This window comes from Arenibaculum pallidiluteum (assembly GCF_017355985.1).
Taxonomy (GTDB): Bacteria; Pseudomonadota; Alphaproteobacteria; order Azospirillales; family Azospirillaceae; genus Arenibaculum; species Arenibaculum pallidiluteum.
Genome location: NZ_JAFIQU010000014.1, coordinates 122,287 through 146,135 on the forward strand (window position 1 = coordinate 122,287; position 23,849 = coordinate 146,135).

The following is a 23,849-nucleotide window of genomic DNA, read 5'->3' on the forward strand; positions in this document are numbered from 1 at the left end:
GCCGTCACCAGCGATAGCGCAGCCCGGCGGTCACCGTCCGCTCGTAGCCATAGGCGCACCAGTCGCCGAAATAGCAGGAGGCCACATGCTCGTTGTTGAGCAGGTTCTTGGCATTCAGCGCGACCTCGGCCCCCACGAGCTTCGGCGAGAGCAAGCCGAGATCGTAGGAGAGCGCCGCGTCGACCAGCGTGAAGGACGGCACCTTGAAGGTGTTCGCGTCATTCGTCGTGCTGCCGGTGTAGCGCAGGCCGCCGCCGATGCTCAGCCCGCCGAGCGCCGAGCCCTCGGGCATCCGGTACATGGCCCAGCCGGAGGCCTGGTGGCGCGGCACCGCCGCCAGCCGCTTGCCTTCCAGCCCGCCGTTGTCGCGGGTGTACTCGGTGTCGAGGTAGGTGTAGGTGCCGATGAGGTCGAGCCCCTGGGTCAGTCCCACCCGGGCCTCGAGCTCCACGCCGCGCGAGCGCGCCTCGCCGGTCTGGACCGAGAAGCCGGGATGGTCGGGATCGGCCGTCGTGAGGTTGCTGCGGGTGATCTCGAAGACGGCTGCCGTGAACAGGCTGTTGAGCCCCGGCGGCTGGTACTTGACGCCGATCTCGTATTGGGTGCCCTCCTCGGGCTCGAAGAGCCTGCCCGAGAAATCGGTCCCGCTCTGCGGCGTGAAGGACTGGGCGTAGCTGGCATAGGGTGCGATGCCGTTGTCGAAGACATAGGTCAAGCCGGCGCGGCCGGTCAGCGCCTCGTCGGACTGGCGGGTCGTGCCGAGTTCGTTGGTCCTCTTGGTCCTGACCCAGTCACTGCGGCCCGCGAGCGTCAGGATGAAGCGGTCGAGCCGAAGCTGGTCCTGCAAGTAGAGCCCGTACTGGTTGCCCTCGACATCCGTCCGGTTGGTCGGCGGCGGCGTGACGTCGATCCCGTAGACCGGCTCGAAGATGTCGAGCGACGGCGCGACGCCGAAGCCGGGCGCATAGTTGGCGTCCAGCCGTTGATAGTCGAAGCCGGCGAGCACTGTGTGCCGGACGGCACCCGTCGAGAAGCGCCCCTCGACCTGGTTGTCCAGGGCGTAGGAATCCCCCTCCTCGCGCGAGGTGGCGATGCCGCGGAACAGCGTCCGATTGTCGGGAGCCAGCCCGTTGGCATAGATGCTGTCATAGGCGACCTCGTTGTGCAGCCAGCGGCCGTTCAGGCGGACGCTCAGCGCGTCGTTGAGGCGCTTGTCGAAGGCATAGCCCAGCGAGGACATGCGGCGGTCGAATTTCTCGAAATTCGGGTCGCCGTCGTAGAAATCGACGGGGATCTTGCCGAGCGGGTTCTCGAGCACCGTGCCCTGCGGCGGGACGCCGCCATAGGAATTGCCCTCGGGGTCCCGCTGGTAGAGACCGAGGAGCGTCAGGCTGGTGTCGGCGTCGGGGCGCCAGGTGAAGGACGGCGCGATGGCGACCCGCTCGTTCTCGGTCATCCGGATCTGGCCGTCCTCGCTGAGGCCGACGGCGGTGAAGCGGTAGAGGAACCGGCCGCCCGCATCGATGGGCCCCGAGAAATCGGCGGTGCCGCGCAGGTGGTGGTTGTTGCCGATCTCGATCCCGACCTCGTTCTGGGGCGTGGCCGTCGGGCGCTTGCTGACCTGGTTGATCAGGCCGCCGGCCGGCGACTGGCCATAGAGGACGGAGGACGGTCCCTTCAGGACCTCGATCCGCTCCATCAGGAAGGGATCGAGCTGCGGCGCGGCGTACCAGATATCCTCGAGCTTGAGCCCGTTCCAGTAGGTGTCGGCGTCGAAGCCCCGGATCTTCAGCTGGTCGTAGCGGGTCGCGACGGCGCCGCGGGTCTCGGGCGTCACGCCCGCCGTGTAGCGCACCACCTGGTTCAGGGTCTGCGCGTTCTGGTCCCGGATCTGGTCGGCCGGGATGATCGAGACGGATTGCGGGGTCTCGAGCACGGGGGTGTCGGTCTTGGTGCCGGTCGCCTGCTGGTTGGCGACATAGCCCGTCACGGGCGACAGCGCCGTCTCGCCCTGGCCGGTCACCGTCAGGGTCGGCAGCTCGATCGCCTTCTCCGGCGCGCCGGCGGCGGCGTCCTGCGTATGGCCCGGACCGGGCGTGAAGACCCCGGCCAGCACGACGGCACCCAGCGCGCCCCTCCGAATCAGCTTGCCTTCCCCTGCCCCTGACCGCATATCGCCTCCGGTTTAAGCGAATGAGAATTGTTCGCGTTGCAAGGCTACTAATGCAAATAACTCGCATTAGCAATATGCTGCGCCGCGGATACTCCCTTCGACTTGGCCGACGCCCATGCGGCGTGCGGGGCCCGGGCCGCGGCCCGCGGGACGAAACCGCAGGGATTGGGCGGCAGGAGGCGCGTACCGGCATGGCCTGCCGGTCACCTGGCCAGCCGGTCCCTGGAGCATCCCGGCCGTCCGGGACACTGGGCGCGCGGCAAGGTCTGCAGTTCCGGATCCTGGCGCAGGCGGCGGAGTGATCGCGATGCGGGCGGGGTCGGACGGAGCGCCGGGGGCGTTCTACGGCGCTGGCTGCCCCTCCCGGTGTCGGGCGAGATAGACGCGGTCGTCGGCCGTCGAGAACAGCACGGCGAAGACGATGCCCAGGGCCACGCCGAGGATCGACTCGAGCGCTCGCTCCACCGGCATGCCGACCGCAGTGGCCGGTGCCGCGATGTAGGTCATGATCAGCGCCATGGGGGTCACGGTGATCTGACCGAGGGCGTAGTTGTAGCCGATCACCACTTCCGTGACGAACTGGAACAGGACGACCGCGGCGATCAGCCCCCACAGCGGCAGGTCCTGCGCCAGCACCGCCCAGGCGAGGAAGACGCCGACCAGTGTCCCCGCCATGCGCTGCAGGGCCCGGCTCATGGTCACATGCAGATGCGCCCCTTGCAGGACGGCCAGGGCGCCGATGGCGGCCCAGGAGGGATGCGGCCATCCGGCCGCCTGCGCAATCAGCGCCGCCGCCGCGGTCCCGGCCGCGATGCGGCCGGCCGCGATCACCTCGTGGCGGAAGGGCCGGTGCGGTGCCTGCGGCAGGACCAGCACCTCAAGCTCGGCGGAGCGCAGCCGGTCGGTGATCCGGCAGACCACCCAGGCCACGGCGCCGCCCGCGGCGGCGGCGAGGGTCTGCTCGGCCGCTGCGTGCCAGGAGGCGACCGGGCCCAGGGCGCCAGCCGACGCGAAGGTGACGATGATGGGCCCGGGCCCGCCGAGCCGCCAATGGGCGATGGCAAGCGTGGCACCTCCGGCAATGAGGGCGAGGAGCAGCAGCCGCTCCACCGGCGACGCCCCGGCCGAGGAGGCCAGAGACTGCAGGAGCACGCCGCCCGTCAGCAGCGCCGCGCAGATCGTCACGATCGTCATGCGTCGCTGCACGGGCGCGTAGCGGCCGAACAGGGATGCCAGCGCCCCCAGCGCCGGAAACGCGATCAGGTGCTGCCACGGGGTCGCGCAGATCAGCAGCGTCGCAGCCAGCGCGGACAGCGCCGCCTGCCCCCCGGCGATCAGCGCGATGCGCAGGGACGGCTGGGGCGTGAGGGCTATCACCTCGCACAACTGGCGCAGCGTCACCAGATGGCGCGCCGTCCTCCTCCGGGAGATGTCGTTCATCGTGTCGTCCATCGCGCACATGACCGCGTCCACAGCGGCGTGCCGAGGTAACCGCCGCAGGGCCGGTCTCGGCACGGCGGTGCGGGACGGCGAATGCGTTCACACGCGGGTCGTTGCGCCCGCTGGCGCGTTCCCATGGTGGCTGATTGCACGGATGCGCCGGTGCGGTGCTTCCCGCGCGGAGGAGCGTGGCCTTGATCATCCGGAAGCGCCCGTCGGCGTGGCGCCTGTTCTTCGTCGTCCGCGGCTCCATCGTCCCGCAGGTGAGCAGGCAGATCCTCGCGACCATGCTGACGGCGGCGCTGGTCACCTATTTCCACGACTCGATCGTCCGGCTGAACATGACCTTCACGGCCGTTCCGTTCACGATCATCGGCCTGGCGCTGTCGATCTTCCTGGGGTTCCGGAACAGCACGGCCTATGACCGCTACTGGGAAGGCCGCAGGCTGTGGGGCGAGCTGACCATCGCCTGCCGGAGCCTGGCCCGCCAGGTCCTCACCGCCGTGATGCCTGTTCCGGGGGACGACGCGCGATCCGCCGACCGCGTCCAGCGCGCCATGATCTACGACGCCATGGCCTTCGCCCACGCGCTTCGCCACCATCTCCGGGATTCTGATCCGCGCGCCGACCTGGCGCCGCTCCTGGGGGCGGAGGCGCTCGAGAGGGCGCTGGCCTCGGTCAACCCGCCCGAGGCCATCCTCCGCGACCTCGGGCAGGAGCTGCGCGACTGCCTGGCGAGCAGGCGCATCGCGGAGCCGCTGGCCGCGAACATCGATGACACCCTCGGCATCCTGGAACGCGTCCTCGCGAGCTGCGAGCGCATCAAGACGACGCCGGTCCCCTTCTCCTATACGCTGCTGCTCCACCGCACGGCGTATCTGTATTGCTTCCTGCTGCCCTTCGGCCTCGTCGACACCGTCGGGCTGGCGACGCCGATCGTCGTCGGCCTGGTCTCCTACACGTTCTTCGGCCTGGACGCCCTCGGCGACGAGATCGAGGAGCCGTTCGGAACCTCGCCGAACGACCTGCCGCTGTCGGCGCTCAGCCGGATCATCGAGATCAACCTGCGCGAGGCTCTGGGCGAAGCCGACCTTCCGGAGCCGCTGCTTCCCCGGGATTTCCATCTGAGCTGATGCCACCGCGAAAGCCGTCCGGCGCCTCCGCCGCGACGGATGCGGCCCGCCCTACCCCGCGCTGAAGCCGCCGTCCACGGTCAGGCTCGTCCCGTGGACCATGGCGGCCTCGTCGCTGAGCAGGAACGCGACCGCGGCCGCCACCTCGTCGGGCTGGGCGAAGCGCCCGAGCGGGATGCGCGCCAGCATCGGGCCGGATTTGGCGGGATCGCTCCACGCCTTCTCCGCCATGGGCGTCAGCGTCACCACCGGGTTCAGGCTGTTGACGCGGATCCCGTGACAGCCGAGCTCGCGCGCCATGACGCGCGTGATCGCGTCGAGCGCCGCCTTGGACGCGCAGTACGCCGTGTGCTCAGGCGTGCCCACCGTCGCGGCCAGGCTGGAGACGTTCACGACGGCGCCGGGCCTTCCCCGCCGGACGAGGTCGCGCGCGACCTCCTGCGCCAGGATCATGGGGGCGCGGGCGTTGACCGCCATGGTGCGGTCGAAGGATTCGACGCTGGCCTCCAGGAACGGCTCGAGCTCGACGATCCCCGCGCAGTTGACCAGGAGGTCGACGGGCAGCGCCTCGCGGACGGCCCGCCGCGCCGCCTCGGCATCGGCAAGGTCGACGGCGACGGTGGCGCAGCCGATCTCGGCCTTCAGCGCATCGAGGTCGGCCTGGCTCCGCGACAGGGCAACGACCGCCGCCCCGCGGGCGGCCAGGAGCCGCGCGACGGCGCGCCCGATTCCCTTCCCGGCCCCCGTGACGAGGACCCGCCTTCCCGAGAAGTCCATGAGCCCCCTATTCGAGATTCGTGTGCCGTTCCCGCATGGCGGCGGCGCTGATGCCGAGCCGCTCGCGCAGCCGCAGGACGAGGATTTCGAACATCACGTACTGCGCGCCCTCGAAGGCGCTGCCCATGGACAGGATGCGGCTCGCCCCGGCGCCGGTATCGTTCGCCATGGTCTGGGCCGGAAGGCACAGGACCAGGTCGGCCGCGCCGGCCGCCGCGCCGCCGGGCTGCGCCGTGACGACGGCGGTCCGCGCGCCGGCGTCCTTCGCCGTTCCCATCAGCGCCATGACGGTCGAGAAGGATCCGGGGCCGGCGCTCGCCACCAGGAGATCGCCCGCGCCGATCGGCGGCGTCGTCACGTCGCCCACCACATGGGCGTCGAGCCCGAGATGGAAGAGCCGCATGGTCAGCGCCCGCATCATCAGCCCTTCGCGCCCGACGCCGTAGAGCGCGATGCGCCGCGCCGAGGCCAGGGCGTCCACGAGCGCCCCCGCCTGCCCCTCGTCGACGCCGGCCAGCCCCGCCGCGATCTCGTGGCAGGCCTGCCGGGCCAGCTCCGCGATGCCCTCCGCCATGGCGCGCTCCATTTCGTCCCTCAGTCCGCGAGCAGCCTGCCCGCGCTGTCCTCGTCGGTGACCAGGACCTTCACATAGCCCCCGCGCAGCGCCGCCCGGGTGATCGCAAGCTTGCGCACCCCGCCCGAGACCAGCACCAGGCGCCGGATGCGCCGCAGGTCGGAAAGGCTGATCGCGACGGTGCGCCGGTTCATGGGGTGGTCGACCAGCGCGCCGCCGGCGTCGAGGAAATGGCCGAGCATGTCGCCGACGGCGCCCGCCGCCTTCAGCGCGTCCGCCTGGCCTGGCTCCGCAAGGCCGTAGCTGACCACCAGCGATTCGTCCATGTCGCCGACGGTCACCAAGGCGAGGTCGGCGGCGACGGCCTTCTCGTAGGTCTCGCGGATCGCGTCCTGCTCCAGGATCGTGTCGCGGGCCCCCTCGCTCGACGCGTAGATCGGCGCCGCGAAGAAGTACCGGTCCGCTCCGATCTTCTCGGCGAGCTGCCAGACGAGCTCGAAGGTGTTGATGCTGGAGCAGTGCGAGAGCCCGCCCTGGAGCGAGACCACCGCGGCCGAGGACAGGCGCTTCTTGGGAAAGGACCGGATCACGCTGCGCAGCGTGCGCCCCCATCCCATGGCGATGGTGTCGCCGTCCCTCAGCGCCTTGGCGAGCCAGGTGCCTGCGCCGACGCCGATCGCGTCGCGTACCAGCGCCTCGGTGTCGGGGGTCGGCACGACGACCGCGTCCTCGAGGCCGTAGTGGGCCACCAAGCCGCGCTCCAGCTCGACGCAGGACGAGATGGCGCTGTTGATGGTGATCTGCAGCAGCCCGGACTGGTGCCCCGCGGCGAGCAGCCGGTTCACGCGCGCACGCGTCAGGCCGAGGCGGTCCGCGATCTCCTGCTGGGTCAGGTTGCTGACGTAGTAGAACCAGGCCACGCGTGCCTGGAGGTCCGTCTCGGTGTCGGCGTCCCCGCGCGCGGCCGCCTGCCCGTCATGCATGTCCATCGGCCCCTCGGCTCCGCGGGTCGCCCCTACTTCACGGCGCCCATGGTCAGACCTTGCACGAGCCGCCCCGAGACGATCAACGCGAAGACGATCATCGGCAGGACGATCAGCGTGCCGGTCGCCATGATCTCGCCCCAGGGCAGCTCGTAGCCGCTCATGAAGCTCGTGGCGGCGACGGGCGCGGTGCGCGCTTGGCTGCGGGTCAGCACCAGCGCGAAGAGCAGCTCGTTCCACGAGAAGATGAAGGCGAAGATCGCGGAGACCGCGATGCCGGGCATCGCGAGCGGCAGGCTGATGCGCCGGAACACGGTGAAGCGAGAGGCGCCGTCGAGCAGGGCCGCCTCCTCCAGCTCGGGCGGGATGCCGCGGAACTGGTCCGTGCAGATCCAGACGACGATCGGCAGCGTGAAGGTCAGATAGAGGAGGATCAGGACCAGATGCGTGTCGATCAGGGACAGCGAACGCGCCACCAGGAAGAACGGCACCGCGAGCACGATCGGGCTGACCATCCGGTTGGAGATGAACCAGAACCACAGGTCGCGCTTGCCCCGGAACTCGAACCGAGCGAGCGCGTAGGCCGCGGGCGTGCCGAGCCCCACCGCCAGCACCGTCGTCGCGGTCCCCACGATCAGCGAGTTGACCAGCGTCGCGCCCACTTCCTTCGTGAAGAGCGCCGCCGCGTAGTGCTCCAGGGTCGGCGTGAAGAGCCACACCGGCGGGTTCGCCAGCGCGTCCGCCTGGCTCTTCAGGCTGGTCGTCACCATCCAGTAGAAGGGGAAGACCGAGAACACGAAGATCGCCGCCAGGGCCAGGAAGTGCCAGACCGTCGCGGCGACGGGCGCGCGGCCAGCCGCCTCGGTCTCCAGCCCGGCCGCGGTCGAGGACGCCGCCATGATCAGACCTCCCTGTAGACGAACTTGATGTACAGGCGCGAGAGCACGATCGTGATCACCAGCAGGATCACGGCCTGGGCCGATGCCAGGCCCTGGTCGAAGACGCGGAACGCGACGCGCTGGACGTAGATGCTGATCAGCTCGGTCGCCGTGCCGGGTCCGCCGCGCGTCATCACGAAGACCGCGTCGAAGAGCTTCAGCACGTCCGCCGTCCTGAGGATCAGGATCGCCGTGATGCCCGGCAGCAGGTACGGAAGCTGCAGGTGCCGGAAGATGCTCCAGGCGCTGGTGGTCTCCAGCCGGGCGGCCTCCTCGGTCTCGCGCGGGACCATGGTCAGCCCGGCCAGCAGGATCAGCGCGCAGAAGGGCGTCCATTGCCAGACGTCCATGATGGCGATCGCGACGAAGGCCAGCGTGGGATCGCCGAGCCAGTCCACCGGCGGCAGGCCGACCCAGGACAGCGCCTGGTTCGCGACGCCGAACTGCCGGTTGAAGATCAGCCGCCCGATCAGCCCGACGACCGCGTAGGTGGTGGCGATCGGGATCACCAGCGCGACGCGCGTCAGCGCCCGCATCAGCCCCAGCCCGGGACGGTGCAGCGCCAGCGCGAACAGCACGCCGAGAGCCAGCTCGGCCGGCAGGACGAGGGCCAGGAACGCGAAGGTCCGGCCGACCGCGCCCCAGAAGGACGGGTCCGACAGCACGGCCACATAGTTGTCGAGGCCGACGAAGGGCGTCGGCGCGTTGGGGCGGGCGAGGTTGTAGCGGTGGAGCGAGTTCACCACCGCGACGCCCAGCGGGTAGATCCCGACGGCGGCCAGCGCCAGCACGGCCGGAGCCAGGAACCAGACGGCGGGGGACAGCCGCATCCGGCCGGGCCGAGGGCCGGCCGCGCCCATGGGGTCCTCGGTGGGACCCTCGGCGGGCAGGGGGTCGACAGTCGTCGCCATCGCGCGGAAACCTCCGGATGGAAGGGGACGGCGCCCGAGCGCCGTCCCCGCTCTCAGGTCACTTCAGCAGGGGCTTCTTGCCCTCGTAGTAGCCGGCTTCCTGGAGGACGGCCTCCATGCGCTGGCCGATCGCCGCGGCCCCGTCCTTCACGGAGACCTCGTTCAGCATGATGCGCGTGCCCCATTCGGCCACGATCTCGGTGATCGAGGCCCATTCCGGGAAGCGCGGCCGGTAGTCCGGCACGCCGCCCTGCCAGGACGCGACCATGGGCTTCACGAACTGGTACTTGTCCTCAAGGCCCTTGTAGGCGTCGACGCGGCCGCTGACGCCGCCGGCCTCGATGTAGGGCACGGCCATCTTGGCCGAGGTCAGCCACTGGATCAGCAGCCAGGACGCAGCCTGCTTCGCGGCGGGCGACTGGGAGCTGACGGCCAGCGAGAAGCCACCGAGCGCCGGCTTCAGCCCGGCCGGGCCGGCGGGCTCCGTCGTGATGGCCAGGCAATCCTTCACCTTGGACTTGGTCGGGTCCATCAGTGTCGAATAGAAGGCCGACCACTCGGTGATCATGGCGACGTTGCCCTGCGCCAGGGCGTTGACGGCCTCGGCGTGGTCGTAGTCGACGATGCCGGGCGGCATGTACTTCATGAGCTGCTGGCGGAACTCCAGCCCTTTCTGGGATTCCGCGGACATCAGGTTCGAGCGGAACTTGTCGTTCAGCAGCGACCCGCCGAAGGGCCAGAGCACCCGCATGAAGCTGTCGGCGGACTGGGTCTCGCCGCGCCGCGACTGCAGCGCGAAGGCGTACTGGTTCTTCTCGGGCTTGGTCAGCTTGGGCCCGTAGGTGTTCAGCAGCTCGTCCCAGGTCTTCGGCGGCTCCTTGAACCCGGCCTCCTCCAGCATGCACTTGTTGTAGAACATCAGGCCGGAGTAGTTGTCGAAGGGCAGCCCGTAGACCTCCTTGTTCCAGGTCCCGAAGGACTCCAGCAGGATCGGGAAGAAGCCCTTCAGGTTCAGCTCGGGATCCGCGAGCTTGGGATCGGAGGTGAACTTGTTGATGGGGACCAGCCAGCCGTTGCTGGCGAACTCGCCGATCCAGACGACGTCCACCAGCGCGACGTCGACCTCGCCGCCCTGGCTCGCGAAGTTCAGGACCTGGCGTTCGCGCGAGCTCTCGTAGGGGATGACTTCCCAGGTGACCTTGATGCCGGTCTCCTGCTCGAACTGCGGGATCAGCTTCTGGGCCGCGGCATAGCCGGGGCGGTCCAGGAAGATCGCCTTGATGGTGGTGCCCTTGTAGGGAGCCGCGGCCTCCTTGAGGGTCCAGGCCGAGGCGCCGCCGGCGAAGGTCAGCACCGCGGCGGCCGCGAGGGACGTCAGGGTATGTCTCATGCGTTTCCTCCTTGGTTCTTGGACGCTTGCGCTTCTTGAGTTGCCCTCGTCTCGGTCCGGCCCCCCGGCCCCGCCCTCCTTTCCTGTCCCGGCGCCTGTTCCGCGCCCGGCCCGATCAGAACGGCGATTCGCCGTCCTCCGGGACGATGATGGATTTCAGCGCGCCGTCCCGGCAATCCGCCTGCAGGCTGAAGCCCTTGGCGGCATCCGCGAGATCGAAGCGGTGGGTGACGATGGAATCGACGTCCACCGCCCCTTCCGCCACCAGGCGGATGGCGCGCGGGTAGACGTGGCCCATGCGCCGCGAGAACTTGACGTTCAGGCCCTTGCGGCGGCACAGCGCCGCCGGAAGCGAATAGCGGTCCCCGTCGGGGATGCCGGCCAGCAGGACGCGGCCGCCGATCCGCGCGGCCTCGGCCGCGTGGTGGAAGCCATCGGGCGAGTTCGTCGCCTCGAGCACGAGATCGACGCCACGGCCATTGGTCCAGCCGGCCACGGCCTCGTAGCTGGGTGCGACGTCATGCGCGCCCAGCCGGCGCGCGGCTTCGGCCCGGTAGGCGACGGGATCGACCGCGAAGACGCGGTCCGCCCCCGCCAGCCGCGCGAGTTGGACGAGGCACAGGCCGATCGGCCCGCAGCCCAGCACCACGACCGTCTCCTGCAGACGCGGCTTGGCGAGGTCAATGGCGTGGATGGCCACGCCCAGCGGCTCGAGCATCACGGCCTTGCGCACCGAGAAGCCGCGCGGGACCGGCACGACCTGCTCGGGATGAACCGACAGGCGCTCGGTCATGCCCCCGTGGAAGGGCGGCGCGCCCAGGAACTCGACGAAGGGGCACAGGTTCACGTGGCCGCGCTGGCACCATTCGCAGCGCCCGCAGGCATGCGCGGGATCGACGGCGACGAGCTGCCCCATGGACAGGCCCAGCTCGGGATAATCCTGGACGACCCATCCCGCGAACTCGTGCCCGGGGACGAAGGGATCCCGGACCTGCGCCGAGCCGATGCCGCCCTCGAGGAAGTAGTGCAGGTCGCTGCCGCAGATGCCGCAGCCGGCGACCTTGACGGTTACCATGCCTTCGCGCGGCGGCGGCGCCTCGAACTCGCCGAGCCGGACGTCCCGGATACCGTGGATGAAGGTTGCGCGCACCGCCTCACTCCCCCTTTTCGCCACCTCGCCGGTACCCCGGCCGCGCCGAACTGAACAATTGTGCCGTCGCGATTCCAAATGTAATCTTCTCCGGAGATCGCTTGTCAACCCCACCTTCAGGGTTGCTGAGGAACGAGGAGCGGAGTGAGCCGATGACGGCTGTGCGCCTGAGCGGGATCGAGAAGCGCTACGGAGAGCTGACCGTGCTGCGCGACGTCCACATCGACATCGCCGATCGCGAGTTCGTGGTCTTCGTCGGCCCGTCGGGATGCGGAAAGTCGACGCTGCTGCGCTCGATCGCGGGGCTCGAGACCGTGCAGTCGGGCCGGATCGTGATCGGCGGCACGGACGTCACCCATGTCGAGCCGGCCCGCCGCGGCGTCGCCATGGTGTTCCAGAGCTACGCGCTCTACCCGCACATGACGGTCCGCGAGAACATCGCCTTCGGCCTGCGCATGGCGAAGCTGCCGGAGGCCGAGATCCGCGACCGGATCAATCGGGCCGCCGAGATCCTGAAGATCGGCGAGCTGATGGACCGCAAGCCGAAGGCCCTGTCGGGCGGCCAGCGCCAGCGCGTCGCGATCGGCCGCGCCATCGTGCGCGACCCCAAGGTCTTCCTGTTCGACGAGCCGCTGTCCAACCTGGACGCGGCGCTGCGCGTCCAGATGCGCCTGGAGCTGATCAAGCTGCACCGGACGCTGCGCGCCACGATGATCTACGTCACCCACGACCAGGTCGAGGCCATGACCATGGCGGACCGGATCGTCGTGCTGAACCAGGGCCGGGTCGAGCAGGTGGGATCGCCGCTCGAGCTCTACCGCACCCCCCGCAACCGATTCGTCGCGGGCTTCATCGGCTCGCCCGAGATGAACTTCCTGGAGGTCCCGGTCCTCGCCGCCTCGGCCGCGGGCGTCTCGGTCCGGCTCCCGGACGGCCAGGCGCTGCTGGTGCCGGCCGACGGCAGCGACCTTTCGGGACAGGCAAACCTGACGCTCGGCATCCGGCCCGAGCACATGCGCGAGGCCGGGACCGGCCCTGCCGATGTCTGGATCCGCGGCGAGGCCGGCGTGGTCGAGCATCTCGGCGGCGAGACGCTGGTCCATCTGCGGCTGCCCGACGGATCCCAGCTGAACGCGAAGGCATCCGGCGAGACCGGGATCGAGCCCGGCACCACCCCCGAGTTCGGGCTGCGCGCCGAGCTCTGCCACCTGTTCGACGCCGCGGGGCTCGCCCTGCCGCGCCTTGCCGGGCCATCCGCCGCGAACCCGGTCACGAACCCGGTAGCGTCCGCGACGGCCGCCAGAGGGGCGTGACGGGCGGACCCGCATGACGACCGCAGACCTCGTCCTCGGCATCGATCTCAGCACCACCGCCGCCAAGGCGGCCGCCTTCGATACGCAGGGGCGGATGGTGGCCCTGGGCCGCGCGCCGCTCGCACTGGCGCGTCCGGGCCCCGACCGGTTCGAGCAGGACCCCGGCGACTGGTGGACGGCGCTCTGCCGCGCCATCGCCGACGTGACCGCCGCGGTGAATCCCGCCCGCATCGCCGGCCTCGCCATCGCCCACCAGCGCGAGACCTTCGCCTGCCTCGATGCCGGGGGCCGGCCGCTGCGGCCCGCCATGCTGTGGCTGGACGGGCGGGCGCGCGGGCATCTGCCATCCCTCGTGCGCCGCATCGGGACCGACAGGCTGCGCGCGCTCTCGGGCAAGGCCGCCGATTTCGGCCCGGCGCTGCCCAAGATCGCCTGGCTTGCCGAGGAGGAGCCGGAGACCCACGCGCGCACCGCCCTCTTCTGCGACGTGCAGGCCTATCTGGTCCAGGGCCTGACCGGCCGGCCGCGCACGAGCTGGGCCAGCGCCGACCCGCTCGCGCTGTTCGACATCGGCGCGCGGCGCTGGTCGGACGAGCTCTGCCGCGCGGTCGGCATCGCGCCGGACCGGCTGCCGGAGGCCTGCGCGCCCGGAACCCCCCTGGGCGCCGTGACGCCGGAGGCCGCGGCTGCGACGGGCCTGCGGGCCGGCACGCCGGTCCTGGCGGGCGGTGGCGACGGGCAGATGGCCGGGCTCGGCGTCGATGCGCTGGATCCCCGGCGCGCCTATCTGAACCTCGGCACCGCCGTGGTCTTCGGCGTCTGGAGCCCCGAGCCTCGGCAGGACGAGGCCTGGCGGACCATGACCAGCGCGTCCGGTCGCGGCTACGTGCTGGAAAGCAGCCTGCGCAGCGGCGCGCTGCTGTCGGACTGGTTCCTGCGCCGGCTGCTGGAGGTCGAGCCCCGCGACGCCGGCATCATGGCGGCGCTCGAGGCCGAGGCCGCGGCCCTCCCGCCAGGCAGCGGCGGCCTGCTGCTGCTTCCCTACTGGGAGGGCGCCATGAACCCCCACTGGGATCCCGATGCGCGCGGCGCGATCCTCGGCCTGTCCGACGCGCATGGCCGGGCGCATGTCTACCGCGCGCTGATCGAGGGCGTCGCGCTGGAGCAGGCGCTGGTCCTCGACCTGATGCGCCGGCGGGCCGGCATCGAGGTCGCCGAGTTCGTGGCAGTCGGCGGGGTGGCCGCCAGCGATCTCTGGTGCGGGATCATGGCGGACGCGACGGGCGTCGCGATCCAGCGCTCCACCACGGTCGAGGCGGCCTGCCTCGGCGCCGCGATGTGCGCGGCCGCCGGCGCCGGCCTCGCGGGAAGCATCGAGGCGGCGGCGGGCGCCATGCGCGGCGCGGCCACGGCGACATTCCATCCGCGGTCCGCGGCGCGGCAGCGCTACGCGGCGCTGCTGGGGATCTACAGGGATGTCTACCCGCAGCTCTCCGGCCTGATGCGCCGGCTTTCGGACTTCGCGCGGGACCAGGCTCCCGCGGAGGGCAGGCCGGATTGATCAGGACCGCTCGGCAGGCCAGCCATCCCGGAACTCCGCTTTCCGCCCCGCCAGCGGAACGGCACCATGGGTGCCGCGGGGGGTGCCGCGGGGGGTGCCGCGGGGGAGGGACCTGATGGCGGCCGTCGCGGTGTTCGATCACGGCAAGACGAACCTGAAGCTGTCGGCGGTGGCGCCCGACGGGACGGTCCTCGGCGCCGTCTCGATGCCCACGCCCTCCCGGCCCGGTCCGCCCTACCGCCATGTCGATCTCGAGGCGATCGAGCGGTGGCTGCTGGCCTCGCTGCGCGGGCTCGGTGCCCGCCACGAGATCGCGGCGGTCGTCGCGACCGCCCACGGATCCGGCTGCGTCCTGGTGGACGGGGCGGGACCGGTGCTGCCGATGATCGACTACGAGGCGGAGCTGCCCGCGGAGGTGGACGCCGCCTACCGGGAGATCATGCCGCCCTTCGCGGTCTCGGGCAGCGGCATCCTCGGCGGGGCGACGCACTTGGCGCGGCAGCTCTTCTGGCTCGAGAGCGGCTGGCCGGAGGCGCTCGCGCGGGCGCGGCACCTGCTGCCCCTGCCGCAGTACTGGGCCTGGCGCCTGTCGGGCGTGGCGGCGCTGGAAGCGACCTCGCTGGGGGCTCAGTCCCATTTCTGGGACATGCGGGCGGGGCGGCTCGCGGACTTCGTCGCGGCGCGCGGCTGGACGCGCCTGATGCCGCCGCGGCGGCCCGCCTGGGACCGGCTCGGCCCCGTGACGGACGCGGTCCGCCGCGAGACGGGACTGCCATCGGGAACGCAGGTCCTCTGCGGCATCCATGACAGCAGCGCCAGCTTCTACCGCTGGCAGCGCGCCGGGCTCGGCAGCTTCACGCTGCTCTCGACGGGGACCTGGATCGTCGGCCTGCGTGCCGGCCTGCCGGCCGAGGCGCTGGACGGAACTCGGTCCATGACGGCGAACCTGGACGTACGCGGCGATCCCGTGGCCTGCGTTCTGACCATGACCGGGCGCGAGCGGTCGATCCTGGCCGGAGAGGATGGCGGGCCGGCGGATCCCGCGTCCCTCTCGGCCCTCGTCGCCTCCGATACCATGGCGCTGCCCTCCTTCGTGCCCTTCGCCGGGATCTTCCCGGGCAGCGCGGGGCACGGGCGCATCGCCGGGCCGCAGCCCGCGGAGCCGCAGGGGCGCGCGGCGCTGGCGACGCTCTACGCCGCCCTGGTCGCGGATGCCTGCCTGGACCTGCTGCTTGCCGGCGAGGGGACCGTGGTGCTGGACGGCGGCCTGCTGGCCGACCCGGCCTTCGGGTCGCTTGTCGCGGCGCTGCGCCCCGGGGCCGAGGTGCTGGTGGACGTCAGGGGCAACGGGACGACCCTGGGTGCCGCCCTGCTCTGGACTCATGGCGGGGCCGGCGCCGGCCGCGACACGCTGCAGGCCGCCATCCCCGCCGCGATTCCGGGCCTTTCGGACTACAGGGACCGCTGGCGCGCCGCCGCCGGGCATCAGGCGCCGGAACCGGTCGGGACCACATGAGGGAGAAGGACGCGTGAGCACGCTGGACCACGAAGCCCTGCGCAAGGCCGTCGTCGAGACCTGCCGCAAGATGAACGATCTCGGCATCAACCAGGGCACCTCCGGCAACCTGTCGGTCCGGATCCCCGGGGGGCTGCTGATCACGCCGACCTCGCTGCCCTACGAGCGCATGGAGCCCGAGGACGTCGTCGAACTCGGCTTCGACGGGACCTATCAGGGGCGCCACCGCCCCTCCTCGGAATGGCGCTTCCACCGCGACATCCTGCGCGCCCGCGAGGACGTCGACGTGGTCCTGCACTGCCATTCGACCTTCGCGACGGTGCTGGCGGTGCACCACAAGGAGATCCCCGCCTTCCACTACATGACCGCGGTCGCAGGCGGCACAACCATCCGCTGCGCCCCCTATGCGACCTTCGGCACCCAGGCGCTGTCGGACCATGCCATCGCGGCTCTGCAGGACCGGCAGGCCTGCCTGCTGGCGCAGCACGGGGCTATCGTCGTCGCCAAGACCTTCGAGCGCGCGCTGTGGCTGGCCGTGGAGCTCGAGACCCTGGCCAAGATGTATGTCCATGCCCTGACGCTGGGCCAGCCGCCGATCCTCTCCGACGAGGAGATGGGCCGCGTAATGGACCAGATGCGGCGCATGAGCTACGGGCAGGCGCCGGACCCGGAGGGCACCAACGACGTCCCGCGCCCCCGGCCCTCCTGAGTTGCGACGGACAGGCGCCGAATCCCTGCCGGCTGTGGTATGCTACCATACCAATGCCCGAGCGGCCTTAGGCGCTTTGTCCGAGGTGACAGAACCCGGCGCAGGCGAGATCGTAGCCGCCGAGCCTCGCCACTCGGATTAACCCCAATGGGGTGTGCGTGGGTGGGCCTCGGAGCCTTCGCCGTCCCGGGCTGCCGTGCCGTCGTGGACCGAAGGCACAACGTCGAAAGCGGTCATGACCATGGAAGCGTCGCTGGAATTGCTCGGCCTGTTCGAAAGTCTGGTCCAGACCTGCACCGCCCTGAGGGCGACTGCGGCGGCCGCCCTGGTCGAGACGACCGATGCCCTTCGGTTCGTCGCGGACTGCGCGGCGGCGATGGAACTCGACGACATCGACGAGATGGTGCTGCGGCGGGATGAGCTCGCGAGCCGTCTGGCCGCGAGCCCGTAACGCCGGGCTTCCGCGGCCGCGGCCGGAAGGGCGGCTCTTCAGCCCCTGATTGGCGCCTGATGGCGCCTCAATGACTGGCGTAGACGCGCATCGTCCCGTCGGGCGTCCCGAAGAGAACGACCTGGAAGGGCTCGCCGGTGCCCATGTCCATGCCCGGCGCATCCTGCGGCATGCCGGGAACCGAGAGACCCGTGGCATTCGGACGCTCGGCCAGCAGGCGCTTCACGTCCCCCGCCGGGACGTGACCCTCGACGACATAGCCGTCGACGACGGCGGTGTGGCACGAGTGCAGCGGTCCGGGGACGCCACTCTTCTCCTTGACTGGCTCGACGTCCTCGACCTCGTGCACCTTCACGGCGAAGCCGGCGGCCATCATGTGCCTGATCCAGCCCTCGCAGCACTCGCAGGTCGCGGCCTTCCAGACATCGACCATCGGCCCGGCGGCTGCAGTGCCTCCCGATGCGATGCCGCCGAGCGCGAGCGCGCCGAGCACGGCCGCTCCGGCGAGGGAAGGGATGGCTTTTCTGGTCTTCGCGAACATGGTCCGCTCCTCGTGCTGCCTTCCCGTCCCCCGATGGTCCGGACGGGCGTCCTGGGACGGTAACCTACGGCGTGGGCGCCGGGCGCGCCTTGATCGAGATCAGCTTCTCCCGAAGACGCCGCACGCTCTGGATTGGCGGATGCAGACGAGGGCCAGAAGCAGTCCGGTGATCCTGCGCCGCTTCCCGGCGCCGGGCCTGCGGGCCGGGAGCGCCGGCTCGGGATCGATGGGAATGTCGGCGAGCTGCGCGAGCGAGAGCCCCGACAAGGGATCCTCGGCGGCCGGGAGGGCGGAAGGCGGCCATCCACTGCGACTCATCGTCCGTCCTCCCCGCTTTCGCGGCAGGATGAAGGGCGACGGCCCCGTGCTCCACGAATGAGTTATTCACCGCGGGTGCAGACATGACGGCACGCGGGAGGGCACGCCGTCACCGGATAGCGATCGTCCACCTCCCGTCGCTCCTCGTCGCGACCAACTCGATCTCCTGCTGCCGGCTTTCCGGATCGGGCAGGACCGCCGGACGGCCGAGATGGTCGAGGACCAGGCCCCGCAGGGCGGCGTCGGCGTCGGGCCGGACCGGATCGTCGATGGATTCCCAATGCGCGACCTCGGCGGCGTCGGTCCCGAGTCGGACCGCCAGCTCGGCGCGGGAAAGGCCGAGCAGGCCCCGCAGGAAGTCCACCTCCGAGAAGGCCAGGTGCCGCTTCCGGCGGAGGACGACCTCGGCGATCGCGCGATCGAGCTCCGATGCGTGCTCGACCACGACCTTGGGTCCGTAGGACGTCCTCTCGACCCGGAACCCGTTCTTCAGCCAGGCGTAGTCCAACCCGCACTCGGTGTAGTGGTGCATCTCTCGCGCGGCCATCGTCGCTCCCCGGTCTCGGCCCAATCCAGGACGGCGACGACTTGCCACGATCCGGCGGCGGCGCACAAGCGCCGGCCGGCAGGGACAGCGCAAGAGAAGCGGCGAAGGCGGGCACCGAAAGCTGGTATTCCGAGCCCGCACGCTCAGGCCTCCTGGTCGGCCAGCGCCTCCAGGATCGCGACCATTGCGGCGCAGCCGGGATCCACGCGACCCTCGGTGCGCTCGCCCACCCAGCCAGCCCGGCCGATGCGGTTGCGCAGCGGGGTGACCTCGTCCATGCCGCGGCGGGCCGCCTCGGCCATCCGCCGGGCCGCCTCCTGCAGGGGGGCCCCGGCCTCGATCGCGGCGGCGAAGGCCTCGGCCGCGGGATGCAGCGCATCCACCACGGTCTTGTCGCCGGGCTTGGCCTTGCCGCGCTCCTGGATGCCCTGGTCCGCCGCGCGCAGCATGGCCGCGAGATCGCCGGGCTCCAGCGCGGCCTTGCCGGAAGCGGCCTTGCCGGCGCGCATCAGGGCGGTCGCCAGCAGTGTCCCCATGGTCGACGAGGCGACCCGGTTCACCGCCATGCCGGCCTGGGCCACGTACTTCCCGAGATCCTCGCCCGGCTCCTGGTCCGCATAGGCCGCCAGCGCCTGGCCGGCCTTGGACGCGGTGATTCCCAGGTCGCCGTCGCCGACCGCCTGGTCCAGCTCGGTCAGCGTGTCCTTGCGCGCCTCCAGCGCCGCCGCGACGCGCCGCATGGCCGCCGCCACCGCGGCGCCATCGATCCCGCCCGCCATGGCTACCCCCTCAGACCTGGACGAAGAAGGGCGAGCGGGCCGGCGCGTCCAGCAGGGAGGCCAGCTCCTCGTCGAGGCGGAAGACGGTGATGGACGCGCCCGCCATCTCCATGGAGGTCGCGAACTCGCCGACATAGGCGCGATGGACCCGGACGTCCCGCTCGGCCAGAAGGTCGTGGACACGCCGGTAGAGGATGTAGAGCTCCTCGGGCGGGGTCGCTCCCAGCCCGTTGACCATCACCGCGACCCGGTCGCCGCCCCGCGTCTGCAGGTCGTCGAGGATCGCGCCCAGCATCCGCTCGGCGATCCGGTCGGCGCTCTGCAGCTCTTCGCGCTTCATGCCGGGCTCGCCATGGATGCCCATGCCGATCTCCATCTCGTCCTCGCCGATGCTGAAGGTCGGCCGGCCGGCCCGGGGCACGGTGCAGGGCGAGAGCGCGACGCCCATGGTGCGGATGTTGGCCAGCGCCTTCTCGGCCACGGCCGCGACCTCGTCCAGGGAGCCGCCGCGGTCGGCCAGTGCGCCCGCGACCTTGAAGGCGAAGACCATGCCGGCGACGCCGCGCCGCCGCTCCTGCTCGGCGGCCGGGGCCGAGGCCACGTCGTCGCGCACCAGCACGGTGCGGACGGGGATGTCCTCCATCTCGGCCATCTCGGCGGCCATGTCGAAGTTCATCACGTCGCCGCCGTAGTTCCCGTAGATGTAGACGACGCCCTTGCCGCCGTTGATCCGGCGCGTCACCGCCAGCATCTGCTCGGCCGAGGGGGAGCTGAAGACATCGCCCACCGCGCAGCCGTCCAGCAGCCCCTTCCCGACATAGCCCAGGAAGACCGGCAGGTGGCCGGACCCGCCGCCGGTGGCGAGCGCCACCTTCCCCTGCACCGGCGCGTCGGCGCGCACGATGGCGTGGATCTCCTCGGCGAAGGCGAGCTGGTCGGGATGGGCCTTCAGCAGCCCGTCGAGCATCTCGGGAACGAAATCCTCGACCCGGTTCAGGATCTTCTTCATGGCGCTCACTCCCTGTTCTGGTTCGTCGGGGACTCGGCGCCGGCGGGTCGCGCGGGCCGCCCGAACTTCATGCCGTTGACCACCATCACCACCAGCAGCAGCACGCCCCAGATGAACTCCTTCGCGAAGTTGCTGAATTGGAGCATGTTGAAGCCGCTCGACAGGAACTGAAGGGCGAGCACGGCCAGCACGAGCCCGCCGACCCGGCCGAAGCCGCCATAGGGATTGATGCCTCCGAGCACCGCGATCAGGATCGAGAGCAGCAGGTACGAGGTGCCGTAGTCCGCCTTGGCGGAATTGGCCCGCGACATCAGCACCACGCCCGCGATGGCGGCCAGCGTGCCGCTCAGCAGGTAGGTGCGGACGGTCAGCCCGGCATTGTCGATGCCGGCGAAGCGCGCGGCCATGGGGTTCGTCCCCATCAGGTAGAGCCTGAGCCCGAAGGCCGTGCGGTTCAGCAGCAGCGCGACCAGCACAGCCAACGCGGCGAAGATCAGCAGGGGCACGGGGATCCAGGCGATGCTGCCGTTGCCGATCACGCTGAACTCCGCGGGGAAGCCCAGCAGCGCGTAGCCGTTCGTGATCACGATGGCGATGCCCGTGAACATCAGGCCGGTGCCCAGCGTCGCGAGGATCGGCGGGATGCCGAGATGGGCGATGCACAGGCCGTTGAGCAGCCCGCCCGCGGCGCCGGTCGCCACCGCCACGCAGATCGCCAGCGCGATCACGCCGAGCACCGTTCCCGTCCCCGCGGCGGCGGGCGCCAGGGCGCCCAGCACCAGCGCCGCCAGGATCGCCGACAGGTTCATGAGGCCGATCACCGACAGGTCGATGCCGCCCGTCAGCATCGCCAGCATCATCGCCAAGGACAGGATCGCGAATTCCGGGAACTGGAAGGCCATGGAGCTGAAGTTGCCCCAGGTGAAGAACAGCTCGGGCCGGAGCAGGCTCATCACCACGAAGATCGCAACCGTGATCGCGAGGAGCCGCAGCAGGTTCGCGTTCGCCGCGAGCACGCGGCGCAGCTCGGGCCGGCGCGAGCCGGCCGGTGCGGGCGCGACGGCATGGGGCGGCATGCGAAGTCCCTCCATCCTTCTTCCCCCTCAGGCAGCGGCGGCCGCGCGCCGGCGCGCCTGCCAGGCCGGCACGCCGGTCCCCAGCAGGATCAGGAAGCCGATCACGACGTTCTGCCAGGTCGACGGGATGCCGAGCATGATCAGGCTGTTGTTGATCAGCACGATCAGCGCCACGCCCAGCAGCGTGCCCGTGATGGTGCCGTGGCCGCCCGTGAGACGCGCGCCGCCCAGCACCACGGCCGCGATCACCGAGAGCTCGAGCCCGACGAGGTCGAAGGGGTTGGCGACGCGCGCCAGCGAGGCGTGGACGATCCCCGCCAGGCCCGAGAGCACGCCGACATAGCCGTAGACGAAGAACTGGATCGCCCGCACGTTCACGCCGACCCGGGCCGCCGCCTCGCGCGAGCCGCCCATGGCCACGATGCTGCGGCCGAGCATGGTCCGGTTCAGGATGAACCAGGTGACCAGCACCGCGCCCACCAGGAACAGGACGGCCGTCGGCAGCGCGAAGAAGGCGCCGTCGGCCGTCGTGCCGCGGAAAAGCATGCTGCGCGAGAAGGCGCGCATGCCCGGCGGCACGTTGGTGATGAGCTGGCTGCCCACGAAGGTCAGGAGAAAGCCCCGGAAGGCCGTCAGCGTGCCGAGCGTCACGATCAGCGTCGGCAGGCCGAGCCAGCCGATGAACACGGCGTTGACCAGCCCCAGCGTCAGCCCCAGCAGCGCTGAGACCAGGAAGGCCACCAGCATCTGGTCGCCGACGCCCCAGGCGACCATCAGCTTCGTCGCGGAATACATGCTGAAGGCCGCGACGGCGGTGAAGGACACGTCGATCCCGCCCGAGACCAGCACCAGCATGACGCCGATCGCGAACATGCCGATCACGATCCCGTTCCGGATCAGGTCGGTCAGCGTCGTCACAGACAGGAAGCGCGGGTCGACGGCCGCCGTCATGGCGCAGAAGGCCAGTATGATGAGGGCGACCAGCGTCTCGTTGCGCGTCAGGAGGCTGCGCATCGCGATTCCTCCTCAGCTCGCCAGCCGGTGGGCGAGCTGGTCCTCGCTCGCCTCGTCGCGCGCGACCTCCTCGACGATGCGCCCGTCGCGCATCACCAGGATCCGGTGGCATGCGGCAAGCACCTCGGGCAGGTCGTCCGAGATCACGACGACGCCGAGCCCGTCGCGGGCGAGGCCAGCGATGATCGCGTGGATGTCCGCCTTGGAACCGACATCGACGCCCACCGTCGGGCCGTTCAGGATCAGGATCCGCGGCCGCGTCGCGAGCCAGCGCGCCAGCACCACGCGCTGCTGGTTGCCGCCCGAGAGGCTCTGGACCGGCAGGGCCGTGGAAGGGGTCGCGACCTTCAGCCGCCGCACCCAGTCCTCGACATGCCCCTCCAGCGCCGGGCGGTCGAGCGCGCCGCCCCGGCCGGCGAAACGGTCGAGGATGCCGACGGCGGCGTTGCGGCCGATGGACTGGGGCAGGAACAGCCCCTCGGTCAGCCGGTCCTCGGGGACGTAGCCGATGCCCTGTTCCATGGCGTCGCGCACGCTGCGGATCGCGGCCTCGCGGCCCTCCACCAGGATCCGGCCGCGATCGGCCGGGGCCAAGCCGAACAGCGCCTTGGCGAGCTCGGTCCGCCCGGAGCCCAGCAGCCCGGTGATGCCGAGCACCTCGCCCGCGCGCAGGCAGAAGGAGACGCCGTCGAACTCGCGCCCCCGGCCCAGCCCCTCGACGCGCAGCAGCTCAGGAGCGCCGGGGCCGGCGGGGGGCGGCAGGTCGACGGCCTCCAGCGTGCGGCCGGTCATGTGGAAGGTCAGCGAGCCCAGGTCGAACTCCGACGCGGGCCCGGCCGCGACCTTCCGGCCGTTGCGCAGCACGACGATCTTCTCGCAGACCGCGAAGATCTCCTTGAGCTTGTGGCTGACGAAGAGGACGGCCACGCCGTCGCGCTGGAGCTTGCGGATGATGTCCAGCAGCGAGCGCACCTCGCGCTCGGTCAGCGCGGTCGTCGGCTCGTCCATCACGATCAGCCGCGCGTCGTGCAGCAGCGCGCGCGCGATGGCGACGAGCTGCTTGTCGGCGACGGGCAGGGTCTCGACCCGGCGGTCGAGGTCGATCCGCACGCCGATGCGCTCCAGGGCCTCGCGCGCGATGCGGCGCACCAGGCGCCAGTTCACCAGCCTGCGCCCGTGGGAAAGCTGGTGGTTGAAGGCGATGTTCTCGGCCACCGTCAGGTTCGGGAACAGCGAGAAGTCCTGGTAGATCACCTGGATCCCGGCTCGCACCGCCTCGATCGGGTGCAGGGCGCGGTGCTCGCGCCCGTCGATCGCGATGGTGCCGGCGTCGGCGTCCTGCGCCCCCGCCAGGATCTTGATCAGGGTCGACTTGCCGCTGCCGTTCTCGCCGGCCAGGCAGACGATCTCGCCCCGGCGGATCTCCAGGTCCACGTCGCGCAGCGCGTGGACGCCCGCGAAGGATTTCGAGATCCCGGACAGACGGACAAGGGGCTGTTCGCTGGGCGCTTCGCTCATGGGCATCCCGCGGAGGTCGTGGAGGTGC

General features: G+C 70.9%; 23 protein-coding genes. 6 read left to right on the forward strand and 17 right to left on the reverse strand.

Annotation, left to right across the window (positions count from 1 at the left end; genetic code table 11):
• Positions 1 to 4: 4 nt before the first annotated feature.
• Positions 5 to 2,173, reverse strand: coding sequence for a TonB-dependent siderophore receptor (locus JUB13_RS22885; RefSeq protein ID WP_207483023.1), 2,169 nt, complete (start codon positions 2,171 to 2,173; stop codon positions 5 to 7).
• A gap of 342 nt (positions 2,174 to 2,515) precedes the next feature.
• A complete protein-coding gene (locus JUB13_RS22890; protein ID WP_207483024.1) occupies positions 2,516 to 3,613 on the reverse strand; it encodes an FUSC family protein in 1,098 nt (365 codons plus the stop codon).
• A gap of 194 nt (positions 3,614 to 3,807) precedes the next feature.
• Here JUB13_RS22890 and JUB13_RS22895 point away from each other — a divergent pair, with 194 nt between their 5' ends.
• On the forward strand, positions 3,808 to 4,746 hold the full coding sequence (locus JUB13_RS22895) for a bestrophin family protein (RefSeq protein ID WP_207483026.1): 939 nt from the start codon (positions 3,808 to 3,810) through the stop codon (positions 4,744 to 4,746).
• A gap of 51 nt (positions 4,747 to 4,797) precedes the next feature.
• On the opposite strand, the gene JUB13_RS22900 is transcribed toward JUB13_RS22895, so the two are convergent.
• The 7 genes from JUB13_RS22900 to JUB13_RS22930 all read right to left on the reverse strand — a co-directional run bounded on the left by JUB13_RS22900 (position 4,798) and on the right by JUB13_RS22930 (position 11,469).
• Entirely contained in the window at positions 4,798 to 5,523 is a 726-nt protein-coding gene (locus JUB13_RS22900; protein WP_207483028.1) for an SDR family oxidoreductase, read from the reverse strand.
• A gap of 7 nt (positions 5,524 to 5,530) precedes the next feature.
• Complete coding sequence (locus JUB13_RS22905; RefSeq protein ID WP_207483030.1) at positions 5,531 to 6,097, reverse strand: SIS domain-containing protein; 567 nt, start codon at positions 6,095 to 6,097, stop codon at positions 5,531 to 5,533.
• A gap of 20 nt (positions 6,098 to 6,117) precedes the next feature.
• Entirely contained in the window at positions 6,118 to 7,086 is a 969-nt protein-coding gene (locus JUB13_RS22910) for a sugar-binding transcriptional regulator (protein ID WP_207483032.1), read from the reverse strand.
• A 26-nt stretch (positions 7,087 to 7,112) separates the two neighbouring features.
• On the reverse strand, positions 7,113 to 7,979 hold the full coding sequence (locus tag JUB13_RS22915; protein WP_207483034.1) for a carbohydrate ABC transporter permease: 867 nt from the start codon (positions 7,977 to 7,979) through the stop codon (positions 7,113 to 7,115).
• 2 nt (positions 7,980 to 7,981) lie between these two features.
• Complete coding sequence (locus JUB13_RS22920) at positions 7,982 to 8,929, reverse strand: carbohydrate ABC transporter permease (protein ID WP_207483036.1); 948 nt, start codon at positions 8,927 to 8,929, stop codon at positions 7,982 to 7,984.
• A 58-nt stretch (positions 8,930 to 8,987) separates the two neighbouring features.
• The gene (locus tag JUB13_RS22925; protein WP_207483038.1) at positions 8,988 to 10,319 is read right to left on the reverse strand and encodes an ABC transporter substrate-binding protein; all 1,332 of its coding nucleotides are present in this window, start codon (positions 10,317 to 10,319) and stop codon (positions 8,988 to 8,990) included.
• A gap of 115 nt (positions 10,320 to 10,434) precedes the next feature.
• Positions 10,435 to 11,469 (reverse strand): zinc-dependent alcohol dehydrogenase, encoded by a 1,035-nt coding sequence (locus tag JUB13_RS22930; protein ID WP_207483040.1) that lies wholly within the window; start codon positions 11,467 to 11,469, stop codon positions 10,435 to 10,437.
• Between the two features lie 152 nt (positions 11,470 to 11,621).
• Between JUB13_RS22930 and JUB13_RS22935 the strand changes: the two genes are divergently transcribed.
• From JUB13_RS22935 to JUB13_RS22950, 5 genes are all read left to right on the forward strand, one after another.
• Positions 11,622 to 12,782: an ABC transporter ATP-binding protein gene (locus tag JUB13_RS22935; RefSeq protein ID WP_207483042.1), complete on the forward strand. Its 1,161-nt coding sequence runs from the start codon at positions 11,622 to 11,624 to the stop codon at positions 12,780 to 12,782.
• A 13-nt stretch (positions 12,783 to 12,795) separates the two neighbouring features.
• Entirely contained in the window at positions 12,796 to 14,343 is a 1,548-nt protein-coding gene (locus JUB13_RS22940) for a xylulokinase (RefSeq protein ID WP_207483044.1), read from the forward strand.
• Between the two features lie 115 nt (positions 14,344 to 14,458).
• Entirely contained in the window at positions 14,459 to 15,859 is a 1,401-nt protein-coding gene (locus JUB13_RS31545; protein WP_236025155.1) for an FGGY-family carbohydrate kinase, read from the forward strand.
• Positions 15,860 to 15,872: 13 nt separating this feature from the next.
• Positions 15,873 to 16,568 (forward strand): class II aldolase/adducin family protein, encoded by a 696-nt coding sequence (locus JUB13_RS22945; protein WP_328702990.1) that lies wholly within the window; start codon positions 15,873 to 15,875, stop codon positions 16,566 to 16,568.
• 235 nt (positions 16,569 to 16,803) lie between these two features.
• Positions 16,804 to 17,019: a hypothetical protein gene (locus JUB13_RS22950; protein WP_207483048.1), complete on the forward strand. Its 216-nt coding sequence runs from the start codon at positions 16,804 to 16,806 to the stop codon at positions 17,017 to 17,019.
• A 67-nt stretch (positions 17,020 to 17,086) separates the two neighbouring features.
• Here the strand turns inward: JUB13_RS22950 and JUB13_RS22955 are convergent, their stop codons facing one another.
• The 8 genes from JUB13_RS22955 to JUB13_RS22990 form a co-directional block, all read right to left on the reverse strand.
• A complete protein-coding gene (locus tag JUB13_RS22955) occupies positions 17,087 to 17,560 on the reverse strand; it encodes a DUF411 domain-containing protein (RefSeq protein WP_207483050.1) in 474 nt (157 codons plus the stop codon).
• Between the two features lie 99 nt (positions 17,561 to 17,659).
• Entirely contained in the window at positions 17,660 to 17,878 is a 219-nt protein-coding gene (locus JUB13_RS22960; RefSeq protein WP_207483053.1) for a hypothetical protein, read from the reverse strand.
• Between the two features lie 109 nt (positions 17,879 to 17,987).
• The gene (locus tag JUB13_RS22965; RefSeq protein ID WP_207483055.1) at positions 17,988 to 18,425 is read right to left on the reverse strand and encodes a helix-turn-helix domain-containing protein; all 438 of its coding nucleotides are present in this window, start codon (positions 18,423 to 18,425) and stop codon (positions 17,988 to 17,990) included.
• Between the two features lie 143 nt (positions 18,426 to 18,568).
• Complete coding sequence (locus JUB13_RS22970) at positions 18,569 to 19,204, reverse strand: dihydroxyacetone kinase subunit L (protein WP_207483057.1); 636 nt, start codon at positions 19,202 to 19,204, stop codon at positions 18,569 to 18,571.
• Positions 19,205 to 19,214: 10 nt separating this feature from the next.
• Complete coding sequence (dhaK, locus tag JUB13_RS22975) at positions 19,215 to 20,213, reverse strand: dihydroxyacetone kinase subunit DhaK (protein WP_207483059.1); 999 nt, start codon at positions 20,211 to 20,213, stop codon at positions 19,215 to 19,217.
• A gap of 5 nt (positions 20,214 to 20,218) precedes the next feature.
• Positions 20,219 to 21,304 (reverse strand): ABC transporter permease, encoded by a 1,086-nt coding sequence (locus JUB13_RS22980; protein ID WP_236025156.1) that lies wholly within the window; start codon positions 21,302 to 21,304, stop codon positions 20,219 to 20,221.
• Positions 21,305 to 21,316: 12 nt separating this feature from the next.
• Entirely contained in the window at positions 21,317 to 22,303 is a 987-nt protein-coding gene (locus JUB13_RS22985; protein ID WP_207483061.1) for an ABC transporter permease, read from the reverse strand.
• Between the two features lie 12 nt (positions 22,304 to 22,315).
• Complete coding sequence (locus tag JUB13_RS22990; RefSeq protein ID WP_207483063.1) at positions 22,316 to 23,821, reverse strand: sugar ABC transporter ATP-binding protein; 1,506 nt, start codon at positions 23,819 to 23,821, stop codon at positions 22,316 to 22,318.
• Between the last annotated feature and the right edge of the window lie 28 nt (positions 23,822 to 23,849).

Coding starts and splice junctions, on each gene's coding strand:
- JUB13_RS22885 (WP_207483023.1), bottom strand. CDS start 2,173: ATGCGGTCAGGGGCAGGGGAAGGCAAGCTGATTCGGAGGGGCGCGCTG.
- JUB13_RS22890 (WP_207483024.1), bottom strand. CDS start 3,613: ATGAACGACATCTCCCGGAGGAGGACGGCGCGCCATCTGGTGACGCTG.
- JUB13_RS22900 (WP_207483028.1), bottom strand. CDS start 5,523: ATGGACTTCTCGGGAAGGCGGGTCCTCGTCACGGGGGCCGGGAAGGGA.
- JUB13_RS22905 (WP_207483030.1), bottom strand. CDS start 6,097: ATGGCGGAGGGCATCGCGGAGCTGGCCCGGCAGGCCTGCCACGAGATC.
- JUB13_RS22910 (WP_207483032.1), bottom strand. CDS start 7,086: ATGGACATGCATGACGGGCAGGCGGCCGCGCGCGGGGACGCCGACACC.
- JUB13_RS22915 (WP_207483034.1), bottom strand. CDS start 7,979: ATGGCGGCGTCCTCGACCGCGGCCGGGCTGGAGACCGAGGCGGCTGGC.
- JUB13_RS22920 (WP_207483036.1), bottom strand. CDS start 8,929: ATGGCGACGACTGTCGACCCCCTGCCCGCCGAGGGTCCCACCGAGGAC.
- JUB13_RS22925 (WP_207483038.1), bottom strand. CDS start 10,319: ATGAGACATACCCTGACGTCCCTCGCGGCCGCCGCGGTGCTGACCTTC.
- JUB13_RS22935 (WP_207483042.1), top strand. CDS start 11,622: ATGACGGCTGTGCGCCTGAGCGGGATCGAGAAGCGCTACGGAGAGCTG.
- JUB13_RS22940 (WP_207483044.1), top strand. CDS start 12,796: ATGACGACCGCAGACCTCGTCCTCGGCATCGATCTCAGCACCACCGCC.
- JUB13_RS31545 (WP_236025155.1), top strand. CDS start 14,459: ATGGCGGCCGTCGCGGTGTTCGATCACGGCAAGACGAACCTGAAGCTG.
- JUB13_RS22950 (WP_207483048.1), top strand. CDS start 16,804: ATGACCATGGAAGCGTCGCTGGAATTGCTCGGCCTGTTCGAAAGTCTG.
- JUB13_RS22955 (WP_207483050.1), bottom strand. CDS start 17,560: ATGTTCGCGAAGACCAGAAAAGCCATCCCTTCCCTCGCCGGAGCGGCC.
- JUB13_RS22960 (WP_207483053.1), bottom strand. CDS start 17,878: ATGAGTCGCAGTGGATGGCCGCCTTCCGCCCTCCCGGCCGCCGAGGAT.
- JUB13_RS22965 (WP_207483055.1), bottom strand. CDS start 18,425: ATGGCCGCGCGAGAGATGCACCACTACACCGAGTGCGGGTTGGACTAC.
- JUB13_RS22970 (WP_207483057.1), bottom strand. CDS start 19,204: ATGGCGGGCGGGATCGATGGCGCCGCGGTGGCGGCGGCCATGCGGCGC.
- dhaK (WP_207483059.1), bottom strand. CDS start 20,213: ATGAAGAAGATCCTGAACCGGGTCGAGGATTTCGTTCCCGAGATGCTC.
- JUB13_RS22980 (WP_236025156.1), bottom strand. CDS start 21,304: ATGGAGGGACTTCGCATGCCGCCCCATGCCGTCGCGCCCGCACCGGCC.
- JUB13_RS22985 (WP_207483061.1), bottom strand. CDS start 22,303: ATGCGCAGCCTCCTGACGCGCAACGAGACGCTGGTCGCCCTCATCATA.
- JUB13_RS22990 (WP_207483063.1), bottom strand. CDS start 23,821: ATGAGCGAAGCGCCCAGCGAACAGCCCCTTGTCCGTCTGTCCGGGATC.